Annotated in this window: 17 protein-coding genes; 7 read left to right on the forward strand and 10 right to left on the reverse strand. The window is 71.8% G+C overall.

Annotated features, from left to right (window positions below):
* Window positions 1-81 precede the first annotated feature (81 nt).
* Entirely contained in the window at window positions 82-309 is a 228-nt protein-coding gene (locus ABT084_RS31560) for a hypothetical protein (protein ID WP_351051240.1), read from the forward strand.
* A gap of 37 nt (window positions 310-346) precedes the next feature.
* Here the strand turns inward: ABT084_RS31560 and ABT084_RS31565 are convergent, their stop codons facing one another.
* The 8 genes from ABT084_RS31565 to ABT084_RS31600 all read right to left on the reverse strand — a co-directional run bounded on the left by ABT084_RS31565 (window position 347) and on the right by ABT084_RS31600 (window position 7,087).
* A complete protein-coding gene (locus tag ABT084_RS31565) occupies window positions 347-868 on the reverse strand; it encodes a hypothetical protein (protein ID WP_351051243.1) in 522 nt (173 codons plus the stop codon).
* A gap of 96 nt (window positions 869-964) precedes the next feature.
* On the reverse strand, window positions 965-1,642 hold the full coding sequence (locus tag ABT084_RS31570; RefSeq protein ID WP_351051245.1) for a uracil-DNA glycosylase: 678 nt from the start codon (window positions 1,640-1,642) through the stop codon (window positions 965-967).
* 87 nt (window positions 1,643-1,729) lie between these two features.
* A complete protein-coding gene (locus ABT084_RS31575) occupies window positions 1,730-3,313 on the reverse strand; it encodes an ABC transporter substrate-binding protein (RefSeq protein ID WP_351051248.1) in 1,584 nt (527 codons plus the stop codon).
* A gap of 152 nt (window positions 3,314-3,465) precedes the next feature.
* Window positions 3,466-4,227 carry an SDR family oxidoreductase gene (locus tag ABT084_RS31580; RefSeq protein WP_351051251.1) on the reverse strand — a complete coding sequence of 254 codons (762 nt, stop codon included), beginning with the start codon at window positions 4,225-4,227 and terminating at the stop codon, window positions 3,466-3,468.
* A gap of 20 nt (window positions 4,228-4,247) precedes the next feature.
* Window positions 4,248-5,009 carry a 3-oxoacyl-ACP reductase FabG gene (gene fabG / locus ABT084_RS31585; RefSeq protein WP_351051253.1) on the reverse strand — a complete coding sequence of 254 codons (762 nt, stop codon included), beginning with the start codon at window positions 5,007-5,009 and terminating at the stop codon, window positions 4,248-4,250.
* Between the two features lie 190 nt (window positions 5,010-5,199).
* Window positions 5,200-5,583 (reverse strand): DUF3037 domain-containing protein, encoded by a 384-nt coding sequence (locus tag ABT084_RS31590; RefSeq protein WP_351051255.1) that lies wholly within the window; start codon window positions 5,581-5,583, stop codon window positions 5,200-5,202.
* Window positions 5,580-6,419 carry a HipA family kinase gene (locus ABT084_RS31595; RefSeq protein ID WP_351051258.1) on the reverse strand — a complete coding sequence of 280 codons (840 nt, stop codon included), beginning with the start codon at window positions 6,417-6,419 and terminating at the stop codon, window positions 5,580-5,582. Before ABT084_RS31595 ends, ABT084_RS31590 begins: the two co-directional genes overlap by 4 nt.
* Before the next feature lie 32 nt (window positions 6,420-6,451).
* A complete protein-coding gene (locus ABT084_RS31600) occupies window positions 6,452-7,087 on the reverse strand; it encodes a TetR family transcriptional regulator (RefSeq protein ID WP_351051261.1) in 636 nt (211 codons plus the stop codon).
* 105 nt (window positions 7,088-7,192) lie between these two features.
* On the opposite strand from ABT084_RS31600, the gene ABT084_RS31605 reads away from it, so the two are divergent.
* From ABT084_RS31605 to ABT084_RS31620, 4 genes are all read left to right on the forward strand, one after another.
* Complete coding sequence (locus ABT084_RS31605; protein WP_351051264.1) at window positions 7,193-7,372, forward strand: hypothetical protein; 180 nt, start codon at window positions 7,193-7,195, stop codon at window positions 7,370-7,372.
* Window positions 7,369-7,728 carry a hypothetical protein gene (locus ABT084_RS31610; protein WP_351051267.1) on the forward strand — a complete coding sequence of 120 codons (360 nt, stop codon included), beginning with the start codon at window positions 7,369-7,371 and terminating at the stop codon, window positions 7,726-7,728. Before ABT084_RS31605 ends, ABT084_RS31610 begins: the two co-directional genes overlap by 4 nt.
* 121 nt (window positions 7,729-7,849) lie before the next feature.
* Window positions 7,850-8,767 carry a MurR/RpiR family transcriptional regulator gene (locus tag ABT084_RS31615; protein ID WP_351051269.1) on the forward strand — a complete coding sequence of 306 codons (918 nt, stop codon included), beginning with the start codon at window positions 7,850-7,852 and terminating at the stop codon, window positions 8,765-8,767.
* Window positions 8,768-9,093: 326 nt separating this feature from the next.
* Complete coding sequence (locus ABT084_RS31620) at window positions 9,094-9,477, forward strand: hypothetical protein (RefSeq protein ID WP_351051271.1); 384 nt, start codon at window positions 9,094-9,096, stop codon at window positions 9,475-9,477.
* A gap of 68 nt (window positions 9,478-9,545) precedes the next feature.
* On the opposite strand, the gene ABT084_RS31625 is transcribed toward ABT084_RS31620, so the two are convergent.
* Window positions 9,546-10,196, reverse strand: coding sequence for a cysteine hydrolase family protein (locus ABT084_RS31625; RefSeq protein WP_351051274.1), 651 nt, complete (start codon window positions 10,194-10,196; stop codon window positions 9,546-9,548).
* Window positions 10,197-10,272: 76 nt separating this feature from the next.
* Between ABT084_RS31625 and ABT084_RS31630 the strand changes: the two genes are divergently transcribed.
* A complete protein-coding gene (locus tag ABT084_RS31630) occupies window positions 10,273-10,731 on the forward strand; it encodes a pyridoxamine 5'-phosphate oxidase family protein (protein WP_351051277.1) in 459 nt (152 codons plus the stop codon).
* 46 nt (window positions 10,732-10,777) lie between these two features.
* Here the strand turns inward: ABT084_RS31630 and ABT084_RS31635 are convergent, their stop codons facing one another.
* Window positions 10,778-11,677 (reverse strand): LysR family transcriptional regulator, encoded by a 900-nt coding sequence (locus tag ABT084_RS31635; protein ID WP_351051279.1) that lies wholly within the window; start codon window positions 11,675-11,677, stop codon window positions 10,778-10,780.
* A 74-nt stretch (window positions 11,678-11,751) separates the two neighbouring features.
* Between ABT084_RS31635 and ABT084_RS31640 the strand changes: the two genes are divergently transcribed.
* Window positions 11,752-12,762: a DMT family transporter gene (locus ABT084_RS31640; protein ID WP_351051282.1), complete on the forward strand. Its 1,011-nt coding sequence runs from the start codon at window positions 11,752-11,754 to the stop codon at window positions 12,760-12,762.
* Window positions 12,763-12,805: the final 43 nt, after the last annotated feature.

Genomic DNA, 12,805 nt, shown 5'->3' on the forward strand with positions numbered 1-12,805 from the left:
GGGGGGGCCCCCCCCCCCCCCCGCGGCGCGGCCCCCGACGCGGGCCGGGCGGATTCCGGTCCCGGCGCGGCGGTACCGCCGGTGCCGGACATCCCGGAGCCGGGCCGGCCGCCGTCCGGGCCGGCCGTGCGCCACCACGGACACGGGCACGGCGGCGCGGAGCGGGGCCCGCAGGCGGAGGTGGAGCGGCAGCTGATGCCCGCCCTGCCGGTGCGGCCCGCGGACGTGTGCGCGCTGGGCCGCAAGCACGGCCGCTGGCAGCCGGACAGCCCGGAGGCGCGGATCTGCTCGGGCGTCCACGGCGGCTGATCCGCCGCCGGGGCGGCCGCTGCGGGTGGCCGGGCCGCTACGGCTGACCGGGGAAGGGGGCCGGGCCGCTGCCGTCGGCGGGGCCCGCCCCGAGCCGCAGTTCGAGCCGCGAGATGGCCGCCCGTACGCCGTCCCCGTACCCGTCGTCGGAGAGCGCGCCGGTGGCCGCGCGGGCCCGGGCCAGGTGGATCCGGGCCGCGTCGGGGCGGCGCAGCTTGACGTAGTCGGCGGCCAGGTTCAGGTGCAGGGACGGGTAGAAGACGCGCACGGCCGAGTGCGGCTGCGGCAGGGGCAGGGTGATGGGCTCCTGCCGCAGTCCTTCGGCGGCGTTCAGCGCCCGCAGGTCCCAGGCCAGTTCGTCGGCCGGGTCGTCCTGGGCGTCGGCCATGTAGTGCGCGAGGGTGCAGCGGTGGAGGGCGTGGCCCTCCTCGCCGATCTCCGCCCAGATGTCCCCGAGGCGGTTGCGGGCCTCTTCCCGGTCTCCGGCGTGCAGCAGGATGATCGCCTGGCCGATCCTGGTCATGACGGCGTCCTCCGACGCCTCCTGCTGCTCGGTCAACGCGGCCTCCGGCTTGCTGGGTCAGACCCGCTGCGGTCTGATCATCCAGACGCTAGCCGGAGCCGCCCCCAATGGCGCCGAGGCGCGGTGGGAAGGTCAGCCCAGGTCCGGGATCCGCCAGTCGATCGGCTCATGGCCCTGGGCGGAGACGGCCTCGTTGATCTGCGTGAAGGGGCGGGAGCCGAAGAACTTCTTCGCCGACAGCGGCGAGGGGTGGGCGCCCTTGACGACCACGTGACGCTCCTCGTCGATCAGCGGGAGCTTCTTCTGCGCGTACGCCCCCCACAGGACGAAGACGGCCGGGTCGGGGCGGGCGGCGACCGCGCGGATCACCGCGTCCGTGAACTTCTCCCAGCCCTTGCCCTTGTGCGAGTTGGGCTCGGCCTCCCGGACGGTCAGCACCGCGTTGAGGAGCAGGACGCCCTGTTCGGCCCACGGCATCAGGTAGCCGTTGTCCGGGACGGGCAGGCCCAGCTCCTCCTTCATCTCCTTGTAGATGTTGCGCAGGGAGGGCGGGGTCTTGACCCCGGGCTGCACCGAGAAGCACAGCCCGTGGCCCTGGCCCGCGCCGTGGTAGGGGTCCTGCCCGAGGACCAGCACCTTCACGCGCTCGAACGGGGTGGCCTCCAGGGCGGCGAAGACCTGCTCGCGGGGCGGGTAGACCGGGCCGCCCGCCCGCTCCTTCTCCACGAACTCCAGGAGTTCGCCGAAGTAGGGCTTCTCCAGTTCCTCACCGAGGACGGGCAGCCAGGAATCGGGCAGCAGCTGGGTCACGTCGACAACCTCCGGTACGCGTTCGTTCAACTGCTCCAGAACTTACCGGCACCCACTGACAACGGACCCGCCGCCCCGTTTCCCCCGCTACCAGCTGATCTTGCGGTACAGCTCCCACATCTGCATGGCGGTCTGCGGGTCCAGCGCCCGCTCCCCGCCCGCGATGTCGTCGCGCGTGGCGACGTACAGCTTGCCCTGCCACAGGGGCAGCAGCCGGACGTCGTCGGCGAAGATCTTCTGGGCCCGCTCGAACTCCTGGGTCACCGCCGCGCGGTCGCTCTCGCGCCGGGACTTGGGCAGCAGGTCGGTGAGGATCTCCGGGTTCTCGTACGGGGTGCCGACCGCGTTCTCCTTGCCGACGAACGGCGCGATGAAGTTGTCGGGGTCCGGGAAGTCGGGGAACCAGCCGCGGCCGAAGACCGGGTACTCGCCGTTCTTGTAGCCCTCCTGGTAGGCCTTCCACGGCTTGTTGCGCAGGGTGATCCGGAAGAGTCCGCTCCCGTCCAGCTGGCGCTTGAGCTCCTCGAACTCCGGCGCGGTGGAGGAGCCGTAGCGGTCCGTGGTGTACCAGAAGGTCAGGTCCACGGGCGTCTTGACGTCCGCCTTCTGGAGGATCTTCTTCGCCTTGTCGACGTCCGGCTGGCCGAAGACGTCGTAGAAGGGCGTCTTGTGCCCCACGACGCCCTTGGGGACCATCGAGTACAGCGGCTCCGCGGTGCCCTGGTAGACCTTCGAGACGAGCGCTCCGCGGTCGATCACCTGGGCGACGGCCTGACGGACGGCGGGCTTGGCCACCGCCGGGTCGCTGGGGTTGAAGACCAGGTAGCGGATCTCGGCGCCGACGTTGTCGACGACCTGGACGCCCGCGTTGTGCGAGGCGGGGGTCTGCAGGTCCTTGATCTCGGGCGCGGAGAGACCGCGGTAGATGGCGTCGATGTCCTTGCTCTTGAGGTCCGCGGCCATCTTCTTGGAGTCCGTGTAGTACCGGATGGTCACGCCGTTGTTGTGCGACTGCGCGAAGCCCTGGTAATTGGCGTAGTTCGCCAGGACCGCCTCGCCGCCCTCCTTGTAGGAGTCGAGGACGTACGGTCCGGAGCCGGTGACCTTGCCGTCCTTGCGGACCTTGTCGGCCGGGTACTCCTTGGGGGCCACGAGCGAGGCGGCGGGCGAGCCGAGCACGAAGGGGAAGGTCGCGTCGGGGGTCTTCAGCTGGAAGACGACCGTCAGCGGGTCCGGGGTCTCGATGCGCTCCAGGCTGCCGAACAGGTCCTTGGGGCCGACCTTGGAGCCGATCGTCCGGATCCGGTCGAGGGAGTGCTTGACGGCCTTGGAGTCGAGCGGCTCGCCGTCGGAGAACTTCAGGCCCTTGCGCAGGGTGCAGCGGTAGGCCTCGTTCGCGGAGTCGGTGAACTCACAGCTCTGCGCGGCGTCCGGCTGCGGTTTGGTACTTCCCGTCGGAAATGCCAGAAGGGTCTGATAGACGTTCCGGTAAAGCTCCCAGGAGCCGTCCCAGGCCGCTGCGGGATCAAGGGTGCTCGGTGCACTCGTCGTACCCACGACGATTCTTTTTGTCTGATCTGCGCCCGAATCCGAAATCAGCCCGCAGCCGGCGAGCAGGGATATGGACGCAAGGGCCGCAGTGACCTGCAGGCATCTGGTCCGGTTGAACACGTGCACGCTCCTCGATCGGCCAGGGGTGCGGCAGACCCTACCGCAGTGCCCCACGGATCCAATGGGGAGGTTCCGTGGGGCACTTGACCGGTTCCGTGCATATTCGATATGCATTTACCACCTGGTCGGAGGGTTATCCGTCCGGTTATCGGTCAGCCGACTCCGGCATTCAGAAAAATTCCTCCGTCGACGACCAGCGTCTGACCCGTAATCCATTCCGCTTGCGTCGACGTGAGGAATGCGGCGGCGCCCCCGATGTCCGAGGGCACCCCGAGCCGCCCCAGCGGGTAGGCGGCCGCGGCCTCCTGCTCGCGCCCCTCGTAGAGCGCCTGCGCGAACTTGGTCTTGACCACCGCGGGCGCGATGGAGTTGACCCGGACCCCGGGGGCCATCTCGTGGGCGAGCTGGAGGGTCAGGTTGATCATGGCGGCCTTGCTCATCCCGTACGCCCCGATGAAGGGCGAGGCGGAGACGCCCGCGACGGAGGCGATGTTCACGATGGCGCCGCCGTGGTCCTTCTGCCAGGCGTGCCAGGTCCGCTGGGCGAAGCCGAGCGCCGAGATCACGTTGGTCTCGAAGACCTTGCGGGCCACCCCGAGGTCCAGGTCCGCGATCGGACCGAAGACCGGATTGGTCCCCGCGTTGTTCACCAGGAAGTCGACCCGCCCGAAGGCCTCCATCGTCCGGTCGACGGCGACCGCCTGGTGCTCCTCGTCGTGGGCCTTGCCCGCGACCCCGATCACCCGGTCGGCGCCGAGCCGCTCGACGGCCTCCTTGAGGGCGTCCTCGTTGCGGCCGGTGATGCAGACCCGGTCACCGCGGGCGACCAGGGCCTCCGCGACGCCGTAGCCGATGCCCCGGCTGGCTCCGGTGATCAGCGCGACCTTGCCGCTGTCGATGCCGTTGTACGTCATGACGTTCGCCCTTCCTCTCGTCAGTTGAGGGGGCCGCCGGCCACGTACATGACCTGGCCCGAGACGAAGCCGGCGGCCTCGCCCGTGAAGAAGGCGATGGCGTTGGCGATGTCCTCCGGACGGCCGACGCGCTGCACGGGGATCTGGGTGGCGGCGGCGGCCTGGAACTCCTCGAAGCCCATGCCGATGCGGGCCGCCGTCTGCGCGGTCATCTCGGTGACGATGAACCCGGGGGCCACGGCGTTGGCCGTGACGCCGAACTTGCCCAGCTCGAAGGCGAGGGTCTTGGTGAAGCCCTGCAGGCCCGCCTTGGCGGCCGCGTAGTTGGCCTGGCCCCGGTTGCCGAGGGCGGAGCTGCTGGAGAGGTTCACGATGCGGCCGAACTTGGCCTCCACCATGTACTTCTGACAGGCGCGGGCCATCAGGAACGCGCCGCGCAGGTGCACGTTCATGACCGTGTCCCAGTCGGTGTCGCTCATCTTGAAGAGCAGGTTGTCACGGAGCACGCCCGCGTTGTTGACCAGGACGGTCGGCGCGCCGAGGGTGCTCGCGACCCGCTCGACGGCCGCCTCCACCTGGGCGCTGTCCGACACGTCGCAGCCGACCGCGAGGGCCGTGCCGCCCGCCGCCGTGATCGCCTCCACGGTGTCCTTGCAGGCGGCCTCGTCGAGGTCGAGTACGGCGACGGCGCGGCCCTCGGCGGCCAGGCGCACGGCGGTGGCCGCGCCGATGCCCCGGGCCGCCCCGGTGACGATGGCGACGCGCTGCTCGGTGGTGGACATGCTGGTTCTCCTCGCGCTTGGAATGCCCTGACGGCGGCGCCCCGATAGGTGAGCAACCGCTTAGTAGCTTCAGCTGGAGAGACGCTAGGAGCCCTGGCACCCGGTGTCAACGCCACCGGGTCCCGGGCTCCGGACCCCACGCCCCGGACCTCACGCCACGGACCCCACACCCCCGGCCTCACGCCCCGGGTCAGCGCACCAGCAGTTCCACCAGCCGGGCCAGCTCCGCCTCCGGGTCGGCCGTCAGCCCGGTGTGCACCGGCCCCGGCTGGACGACGGTGCTGCGCGGGGCGATCAGCCAGCGGAAGCGCCGCCCGGCGTCGTCGCCGGCCGCCTGGCCGGCGTCGTCACCGCCCGCGCACACGCCCTCGACCCCGCGCAGGGCCGCCCGGACCCCGGCCACGTCGGCCTGCGGGTCCAGGGCGAGGAGCTTGGCCTCGTCGAGGTGGACGCGCGCGGCGACGTACGCGTGCGCACGGCAGTAGAGGAGCACCCCGGCGTTGAAACACTCGCCGCGCTCCATCCGGGGCACCACGCGCACCAGCGCGTATTCGAAAACGTCCCGCTTGGTCACCGGCTGTCGCTCTTCTTCTTGTGGGGCAGGGGGGTCAGACGCTCGGCCAGCCAGCCGGGAGGGCCGCTGCGGACCTTCACCTCGGCCTCCATGGTGATCCGCTCGTGGATCGTGGCGGCGCGCGGCAGCAGGGCGTCCGCATAGGCGCGGCGCAGCGCGTCCGTGGAGTCGAAGCCGGGTTCGTCGACCAGCCACTCGTCCGGGACGTCGGCGGCGACCTCGGTGAGCAGCTCGCGCGTGACCAGCGGCGCGAGCTCGGCCGCGGCCGCCGCGATGTCGGGGCCGACCGGGGCCAGGACGTGGTCGGAGGCGTTGTACGGCTTGGCCGCGGCGGCCGCGGCGGTGGGCCAGTTGTGGTGCCAGATCATGGTGGCTCCGTGGTCGATGAGCCAGAGGTCCCCGTGCCAGACCAGCATGTTCGGGTTCCGCCAGGACCGGTCCACATTGTTGATCAGGGCGTCGAACCAGACCACGCGGCCCGCCTCGGCCGGATCCACCACGTAGGCGAGCGGGTCGAACCCGATCGACCCGGGCAGGTAGTCCATCCCGAGGTTGAGCCCGCCACTGGCCTTGAGCAGCTCCTGGACCTCCTGGTCGGGCTCGCCGAGCCCGATGACGGGGTCGAGCTGCATCTGGACCAGCGGCGGGACGCGCAGCCCCAGCCGCTGGGCGAGGCGCCCGCAGATGACTTCGGCGACCAGGGTCTTGCGGCCCTGGCCGGCGCCGGTGAACTTCATGACGTAGGTCCCGAGGTCGTCGGCCTCGACGATCCCCGGGAGCGAGCCGCCCTCACGCAGGGGCGTGACGTAGCGGGTCGCGATCACTTCTGTGAGCATTTTCCCAGGCTAGCGGGCGCGTGCGGGGCGCCTCACGCGCCGGAGGCGCCCGCCCAGTTGAGCCGTCCCGCGTGGATCAGCCGGAGCTGGCGCCGCGCGGTGTCCGTGACGTCGGCCCACTCGTTGCCCTCCAGGGCCGCCGCCAGGTAGGCGGACGCCGTCATCACCATGTGGTCGACGTAGAGGCGGGCGAGCATCAGGAGGTCCGCCCGGCTCCATCCGGCGCCGAGGGGATCGGCGGCGAGGTTTTCGGCCATACCCCGGGCGAAACCGTCCAGCCGCCCGGCGACCGCCTCGCGGACCCTGCGCACGCCGCCGTGCCGTTCCCGGACGATGAAACGCAGGTGCGCGGGGTAGGCGCGGACGAGTCCGGCCATCAAGTCCACCGCCTGGTCGATGCGTTGTGCCGCGATGCCCGAGCTGTCGAAGATCGAGGAGATGCCCTCGTTCAGGTTCTCCAGCGCCTCGTCCACCAGGGCGATCCCCAGTTCCTCGACGCCGGTGAAGTGCCGGTAGAAGGCCGTCGGCGCCACCCCCGCCGCGCGGGTCACCTCCCGCAGGCCGAGGCTGCCGAGGTTCTGCTCCTCCAGGAGCGAGAGCGCGGCGTCGAGCAAGGCCCGGCGCGTGCGGAGGCGTTGGGCTTGGCGGGCCCCGACGGTCTGGTTCATGTCGGAAAGTAAACCCCGAACCCACGGGGGCCGCATGCCATCATTTAGACTGGGTAGTCAGTGAACAACTGTTACCGATTCTAGGAATCTGAAGGAGGAAGCACGATGCTCTTCCTCGTAGCGGCCCTCATGCTCATGGGGATCCTGCTGGGAACCGTGGCCCACGTACCGGTCGCGGTCTCGCTCGTCGCGACGGCCGCGATCGCCGCCTGGCTCATGGTCTTCGCCGTACGGGAACGGACGGGGCGGCACCACCGCGCCGGCCGCCAGGGGGGTTCCTCATGACCGCGCACCGACCCGCGGTCCGGGAACGCCGCCCTGCCGACCCGGGCACCGCCGCCGCCACCCCGACTGCCACCACCACCGACCCCGCACCCGCACCCGCACCCGCCGACCGGCGCGCGCCGGTCCGCGACGCCGACACCCTGGCCGTGATCTCCTTCCTCTCCGGCCTGGTGGGGCTCCTGGCCATGAACCTCGTGCTCGGACCGATCGCGATCGTCCTCGCCTGCCTCGCCCTGCTCCGCGGGACGGCCCGCCCCGGCCGCGCCCGCCTCGGCCTGGCCCTCGGGATCGCCGACCTCGTGGTCCTGGCCTGCCTGGTCGGCGCGGACCACACCTGGTCCTGGAGCCTCGGCTGACGACCACCGCCGGGCCGGTCCACGGAGCGGGACGGGCCCGGGCGGCGGCGGGCGAGGAGAGGGACGGGCACAGGGTGTGAGCTATGTTGGGTGACGAGTGACATGAGAGGGAGGACCGCCGGTGTCATCCGGGCAGCAGGCACGCGCCCAGGCCGCCGCCATCACGCCGGGCGGGCAGTCGCCGGAACACGAGCGCGCCCCCGGTGAGCGGCTCCGCGCGCTGTTCGACGGCCACCGGCTCTCCCCGGGGCAGCGGCGCATCGCGCAGTACCTGATCGACCACCTCACCGAGGCCGCGTTCCTCTCGATCACCGAGCTGGCCGAACGGGTCGGCGTCAGCCAGCCGTCCGTGACCCGCTTCGCCGTCTCCCTCGGCTTCAGCGGGTATCCCGCCCTGCGGGACGTGCTGCAGCCGATCGCCCTGAGCGCGGTCGCGGGCTCCCCGGGCAGCGGTGGGCAGTTCCGGCACAACGAGCTGCAGGCCGCCGTGGACGCCGAGATCGAGAACCTGCAGAACCTGCGCCGCCTGCTCGCCGACACCGACCAGGTGCTGGACATCGGCCGCGAGCTGGCCGGTTCCGTGCCGCTGACGGTGCTCGGCCTGCGGATCTCGGTGTCGTTGGCGGAGTACTTCGCCTACGCGGCCCGGCGCATCCACCCCGACGTCCGCCTGGTGACCCGCGGCGGGAGCGTGGCCTACGACGCCCTGCTGCAGTCCCGGGCGGCGGGCGGGACCTGGGTGCTGGCCTACGCCATGCCCCGGCACGCCAAGGAGACCCTGGGCGCGCTCCGGGCCGCGCGGAGCGTGGGACTCCGTACCGCGCTGATCACCGATCCCACCCTGGGGCCGCTGGCGGAGGCGGCGGACGTGACGCTGACCGCGGGCGCCGGATCCCGGCTCGTCTTCGACTCGTACGCGGCGCCCGGCATGCTGTCCGCCGCCCTGCTGCAGGCGATGGCCGACGCGGACCCGGAGCGGACGCAGGCGCGCCTCGAGAGCTACGAGCAGGTCGCCGACCAGCACGGTTTCTTCCTCTGAGGCGGTCCCCCGCCCAGCCCGTCACCCCGTCTCGCACGGGGCATTTTCAGTCATCTCGGCGTATGTAATTTTTCATTCGCTTGCCTACTCGACGGTATATATGTTTACTTGCCGAGCGCCCAGGATTCACCAGACGCCACGGAGAGCGACCCCACGCCCTCCCGGAAACAGACACGTGGTGTGACGACTCCTCCTCACGTCCCGCCCGTGTCCGGTCCCGGCTTTCGGATCCACCGGAGCGCTCACGGCGGCCTCGGCTTACCCCTGGGCCGAGGCCGCCGAGCAACGTCTCGATCAGAGTTCGACACCACTCGGAAGCGACGAGAATGAGCCAGACTGCCCCCATCACGCTCAGCCCCGACTGGCCCTGCCAGGTCAAGGCGCCCGGCACCCAGGACTGGGAACGCACGGCGATGCGCTGGCTGCGGGACCTGCTCCCGGCCCGGTACGGCAGCTACCCGACACTGACCCGCCATCCCGCACTGCTCACCCGGCACGCGCAGCTCCAGCTGCAGCACGAGGTCCGGACGATGCGGATCGCGCTGGAGACCAGCCGGGCGGAACTGCCCTCGATGGGCCTGGCCGCGTCCGTGATCGAGAATTCCATCAGGATGTACGCGGTCGAACTGCAGCAGCTGGGCCGCCTGTCCCGAGGGGTGCGCCTCGTCGGCGACGCCCTCCGGTCCCACGGCGTCAACCGCCGCCCGTGACGGCGCGGCCGTGACACCACGGCCGACCGCGCCGGCCCCGCGCCATGCGCGCCCACCGGCCCCCGCCGTCAGTCCCCTGCCCGCGCCCACGTCCCGATGACGTCCTCGGCCGTGGTGACGGTGGCGACGAGGGCCAGCGAGTTCCGGATCAGCTGCGGGGTGTAGGCGGCGGGCACCCCGGCGATCGCGTCGGCCGGGACCACGACGGTGTAACCGAGGTTGACCGCGTCGAAGACCGTGTTCGGGATCGCGACGTTGGCGGAGACCCCGGTGACCACGAGGGTGCGGCAGCCGAGATTGCGCAGCAGGGCGTCCAGATCGGTCCCGGCCATCGGGGACAGCCCGTGCAGGCGGCGTACGACGATGTCCTCTTCGGTGACCGCGATGGGCTCGGCGACGCCGACCGCCCGCGTGCCCGACAGCTGTTGCACGGGGAGCCTGCCCGCCGCCCGGAACAGCCGCGCGTTGGAATTGGCCCCCCGCCCGTCCGGCCGCCGCTCGGCCACCGCGTGCAGGACCTGTACGCCCGCCAGGTGCGCGGCGTCGACCAGCGCGGCCACCCGCCCCAGCATCCCGGAGGCCTGGGCCTCCTTGGCCAGCTCGGGCAGGGCGCTGTCCTCGCCGACGACGCCGTTCTGGCACTCGACGGTCAGCAACGCGGTGGTGGCGGGAGCGAGTTGCGCCCTGAGCCGAGCCCGGCCGGCGGCGTCCTGGGACATGCATCCCCCTGGCGTGATGACGGAAGAGCCTTCATGATTCCTGACACATAGTCAGATGTGAAGGGGTGTGGGGCAGATGGACGGCGCTCAGCGGCGCGGCCGCCGGATCATGATGACCGGGGAGGAGGTGGACGACTTCCTGCGGACCCAGCGCACCTGCCGGGCCGCCACCGTCTCCGCCGACGGCCGGCCGCACGTCGGGGCGCTCTGGTTCGTCTGGGACGGCACGTCGTTGTGGCTGTACTCGATCGTCCGCAGCCGCCGCTGGGCCGACCTGCGCAAGGACCCGCGTCTCTCGGTGGTCGTCGACGCGGGCGAGGAGTACGACGAGCTGCGCGGCGTCGAGCTCTCGGGCAACGCGGTCTTCGTGGGCGAGGCCCCGCGCACCGGGGAGCCGTGCCCGGAGCTGGAGGAGGCCGAACGCCTCTTCCCCGTGAAGAACTTCGGGATCACCGAGATGCCGCACGACGGACGGCACGCGTGGATCCGCCTCACCCCGGACTCGGTGGTGTCCTGGGACTTCCGCAAGCTCTAGGCCCTGGCCGTCTCTTCCGGGTCCCGCCCGACCCGCGCCGGGCGGGTCACAGCTGCGCCGCGGTCTTCCGCAGCGCGGACACCGCGGCCCGGATCGAGGGCCGCCGGTCGGCGTCCGCCCGCCAGACGACGTACACGTGGCGCCGCAGGCTGTCGGACACCGGCACCAGCCGCACCCCGGGCGGCACCGGTCCGCGCCCCAGCCGCGGCGCCACGCACACCCCGAGCCCGGCCTCGACGAAGGCGAGCTGCGTGTGGTGCTCCTCGGCGATGTGCGCGATGCGCGGCTCGACGTCCAGGCCGCGCAGCGTGAACACCAGCCACTCGTGGCAGAACTGCCCCTCGTTCCAGGAGATCCAGTCGTCGTCGGCGAAGTCCGCGAGGGAGATCCGGGCCCGGTCGGCCAGGGGGTGCCCCGCGGGCATGGCGATGTCGACGGAGTCGTCGAGCAGATGGGTCCGGGAGAGTTCCGCGGGCACCGGCATCCGCCGGTTGTGCCAGTCGATGGCCACCGCGAGGTCGAGGTCCCCGCGCACCACGGCGAGCATGCTCTGCTCCGGCTCCCGCTCGGTCACCCGGACCCGCAGCTCGGGGTGGTCGGCGCGCAGGCTGTTCAGGGTGTGCGGCAGCAGCCCGCGCATCGCGGTGGGGAAGGCGCCGATCCGCAACTGGCCGATCGCGCAGCCGCGCTGGGCCTCCACATCGGACTGGGCCAGCTCCACCTGGGAGATGATCCGCGCCGCGTGGTCGGCGAGCAGCCGCCCCGCGTCGGTGAGCCGGACCCCGCGGCCGTTCTTGGCGAGCAGCGGCTGGCCGATCTCGCGCTCCAGCTTCGCCATTTGCTGGGAGACCGCCGATGTGGTGACGTGCAGGCCGTCGGCGGCGCCGCTGACCGAGCCGTGCCGGGCGAGGGCATCGAGCGTACGCAGGCGCTCCAGGTTCAACATGTAAGCGATGCTACGGCGTAGCTCCAAAGAAGTCTCGCTTGTCCTAAGAGATCGTACGCAGCACAGTGATCCCCATGAGCGCACCCGCACCCGTCCGCCGACCTCTCCCCACCCTCACTTCCCCCGCCTCCCCCGCCTCCCCCGCCGCCCCGGTCTCCCCCGTCGCGACCGCGTCCGCCGTCGCGGCCACCCCCCGGGCGGCCCTCGACTGGCGGATCCGCTTCGCGATCCTCTCCGTGGTCTGGGGATTCAGCTTCCTCTTCGTCAAGGTGGGCACCGAGGCCTACGCCCCCTTCCACGTCTCCCTGGGCCGGGTCTTCTTCGGGGCGCTCGCCCTCGCCACCGTGCTGCTCGTCCGGCGCGAGCCGCTCCCCCGGGGACTGCGCACCTGGGGCCACCTGACCGTGGCGGCGCTGCTGCTCAACAGCGCCCCCTTCTCGCTCTTCGCCTACTCCGAGCTGAGCATCCCCTCCAGCCTCGCGGGCATCTGCAACGCCACTTCCCCGCTGTGGGGCATGGCGCTCTCCCTGGTCGCCCTCTCCGAGGACCGCCCGACCCGGCGCCGCTTCGCGGGCCTCGGCCTCGGCTTCCTCGGGGTGCTGACCGTCCTCGGCGCCTGGCAGGGCTTCGCGGGAGTCGACGCGAAGGGCACGGCCCTCGCCCTGCTCGCCTCGCTCTGCTACCCGATCGGCTGGATCTACGTCCGCCGCACCCTGGCGGGCACCCCGGGCTCGCCGGTGGCGCTGACCGGCGCCCAGCTGATCCTCTCCACCCTCCAGCTGGCGGTGGTGAGCGCCGTGTTCACCACCGCGCCCGCCTCCTTCCCGCTGTGGCCGACGCTCTCGGTGGTCGCGCTGGGCGCCCTGGGGACGGGGATGGCCCTGCAGATGCAGTACCGCCTGGTGACCGAGATCGGCCCGACCACGGCGCAGATGGTCACGTACTTCATCCCCGTCATCGCCACCGCGGCGGGCGTCCTGGTCCTGGGCGAACAGCTGCACTGGAACACCCCGGTGGGCGCGGCGATCGTCCTCGCGGGCGCCGCCCTGACCCAGACCCGCCCCGGCGCCCGGAAGAAGGGCTGACCGCCGCGGGGGCCGGCGCCCCGGACCGTACGACCGACGCCGG

This window comes from Streptomyces sp. NPDC002138 (assembly GCF_040296485.1).
GTDB lineage: Bacteria > Actinomycetota > Actinomycetes > Streptomycetales > Streptomycetaceae > Streptomyces.

Bases quoted from the DNA above. Each gene is read 5' to 3' on its own strand.
- ABT084_RS31580 (WP_351051251.1), bottom strand. From the start codon at position 4,227: ATGACGTACAACGGCATCGACAGCGGCAAGGTCGCGCTGATCACCGGA.
- fabG (WP_351051253.1), bottom strand. From the start codon at position 5,009: ATGTCCACCACCGAGCAGCGCGTCGCCATCGTCACCGGGGCGGCCCGG.
- ABT084_RS31595 (WP_351051258.1), bottom strand. From the start codon at position 6,419: ATGCTCACAGAAGTGATCGCGACCCGCTACGTCACGCCCCTGCGTGAG.
- ABT084_RS31600 (WP_351051261.1), bottom strand. From the start codon at position 7,087: ATGAACCAGACCGTCGGGGCCCGCCAAGCCCAACGCCTCCGCACGCGC.
- ABT084_RS31605 (WP_351051264.1), top strand. From the start codon at position 7,193: ATGCTCTTCCTCGTAGCGGCCCTCATGCTCATGGGGATCCTGCTGGGA.
- ABT084_RS31610 (WP_351051267.1), top strand. From the start codon at position 7,369: ATGACCGCGCACCGACCCGCGGTCCGGGAACGCCGCCCTGCCGACCCG.
- ABT084_RS31620 (WP_351051271.1), top strand. From the start codon at position 9,094: ATGAGCCAGACTGCCCCCATCACGCTCAGCCCCGACTGGCCCTGCCAG.
- ABT084_RS31625 (WP_351051274.1), bottom strand. From the start codon at position 10,196: ATGTCCCAGGACGCCGCCGGCCGGGCTCGGCTCAGGGCGCAACTCGCT.
- ABT084_RS31630 (WP_351051277.1), top strand. From the start codon at position 10,273: ATGGACGGCGCTCAGCGGCGCGGCCGCCGGATCATGATGACCGGGGAG.
- ABT084_RS31635 (WP_351051279.1), bottom strand. From the start codon at position 11,677: ATGTTGAACCTGGAGCGCCTGCGTACGCTCGATGCCCTCGCCCGGCAC.
- ABT084_RS31640 (WP_351051282.1), top strand. From the start codon at position 11,752: ATGAGCGCACCCGCACCCGTCCGCCGACCTCTCCCCACCCTCACTTCC.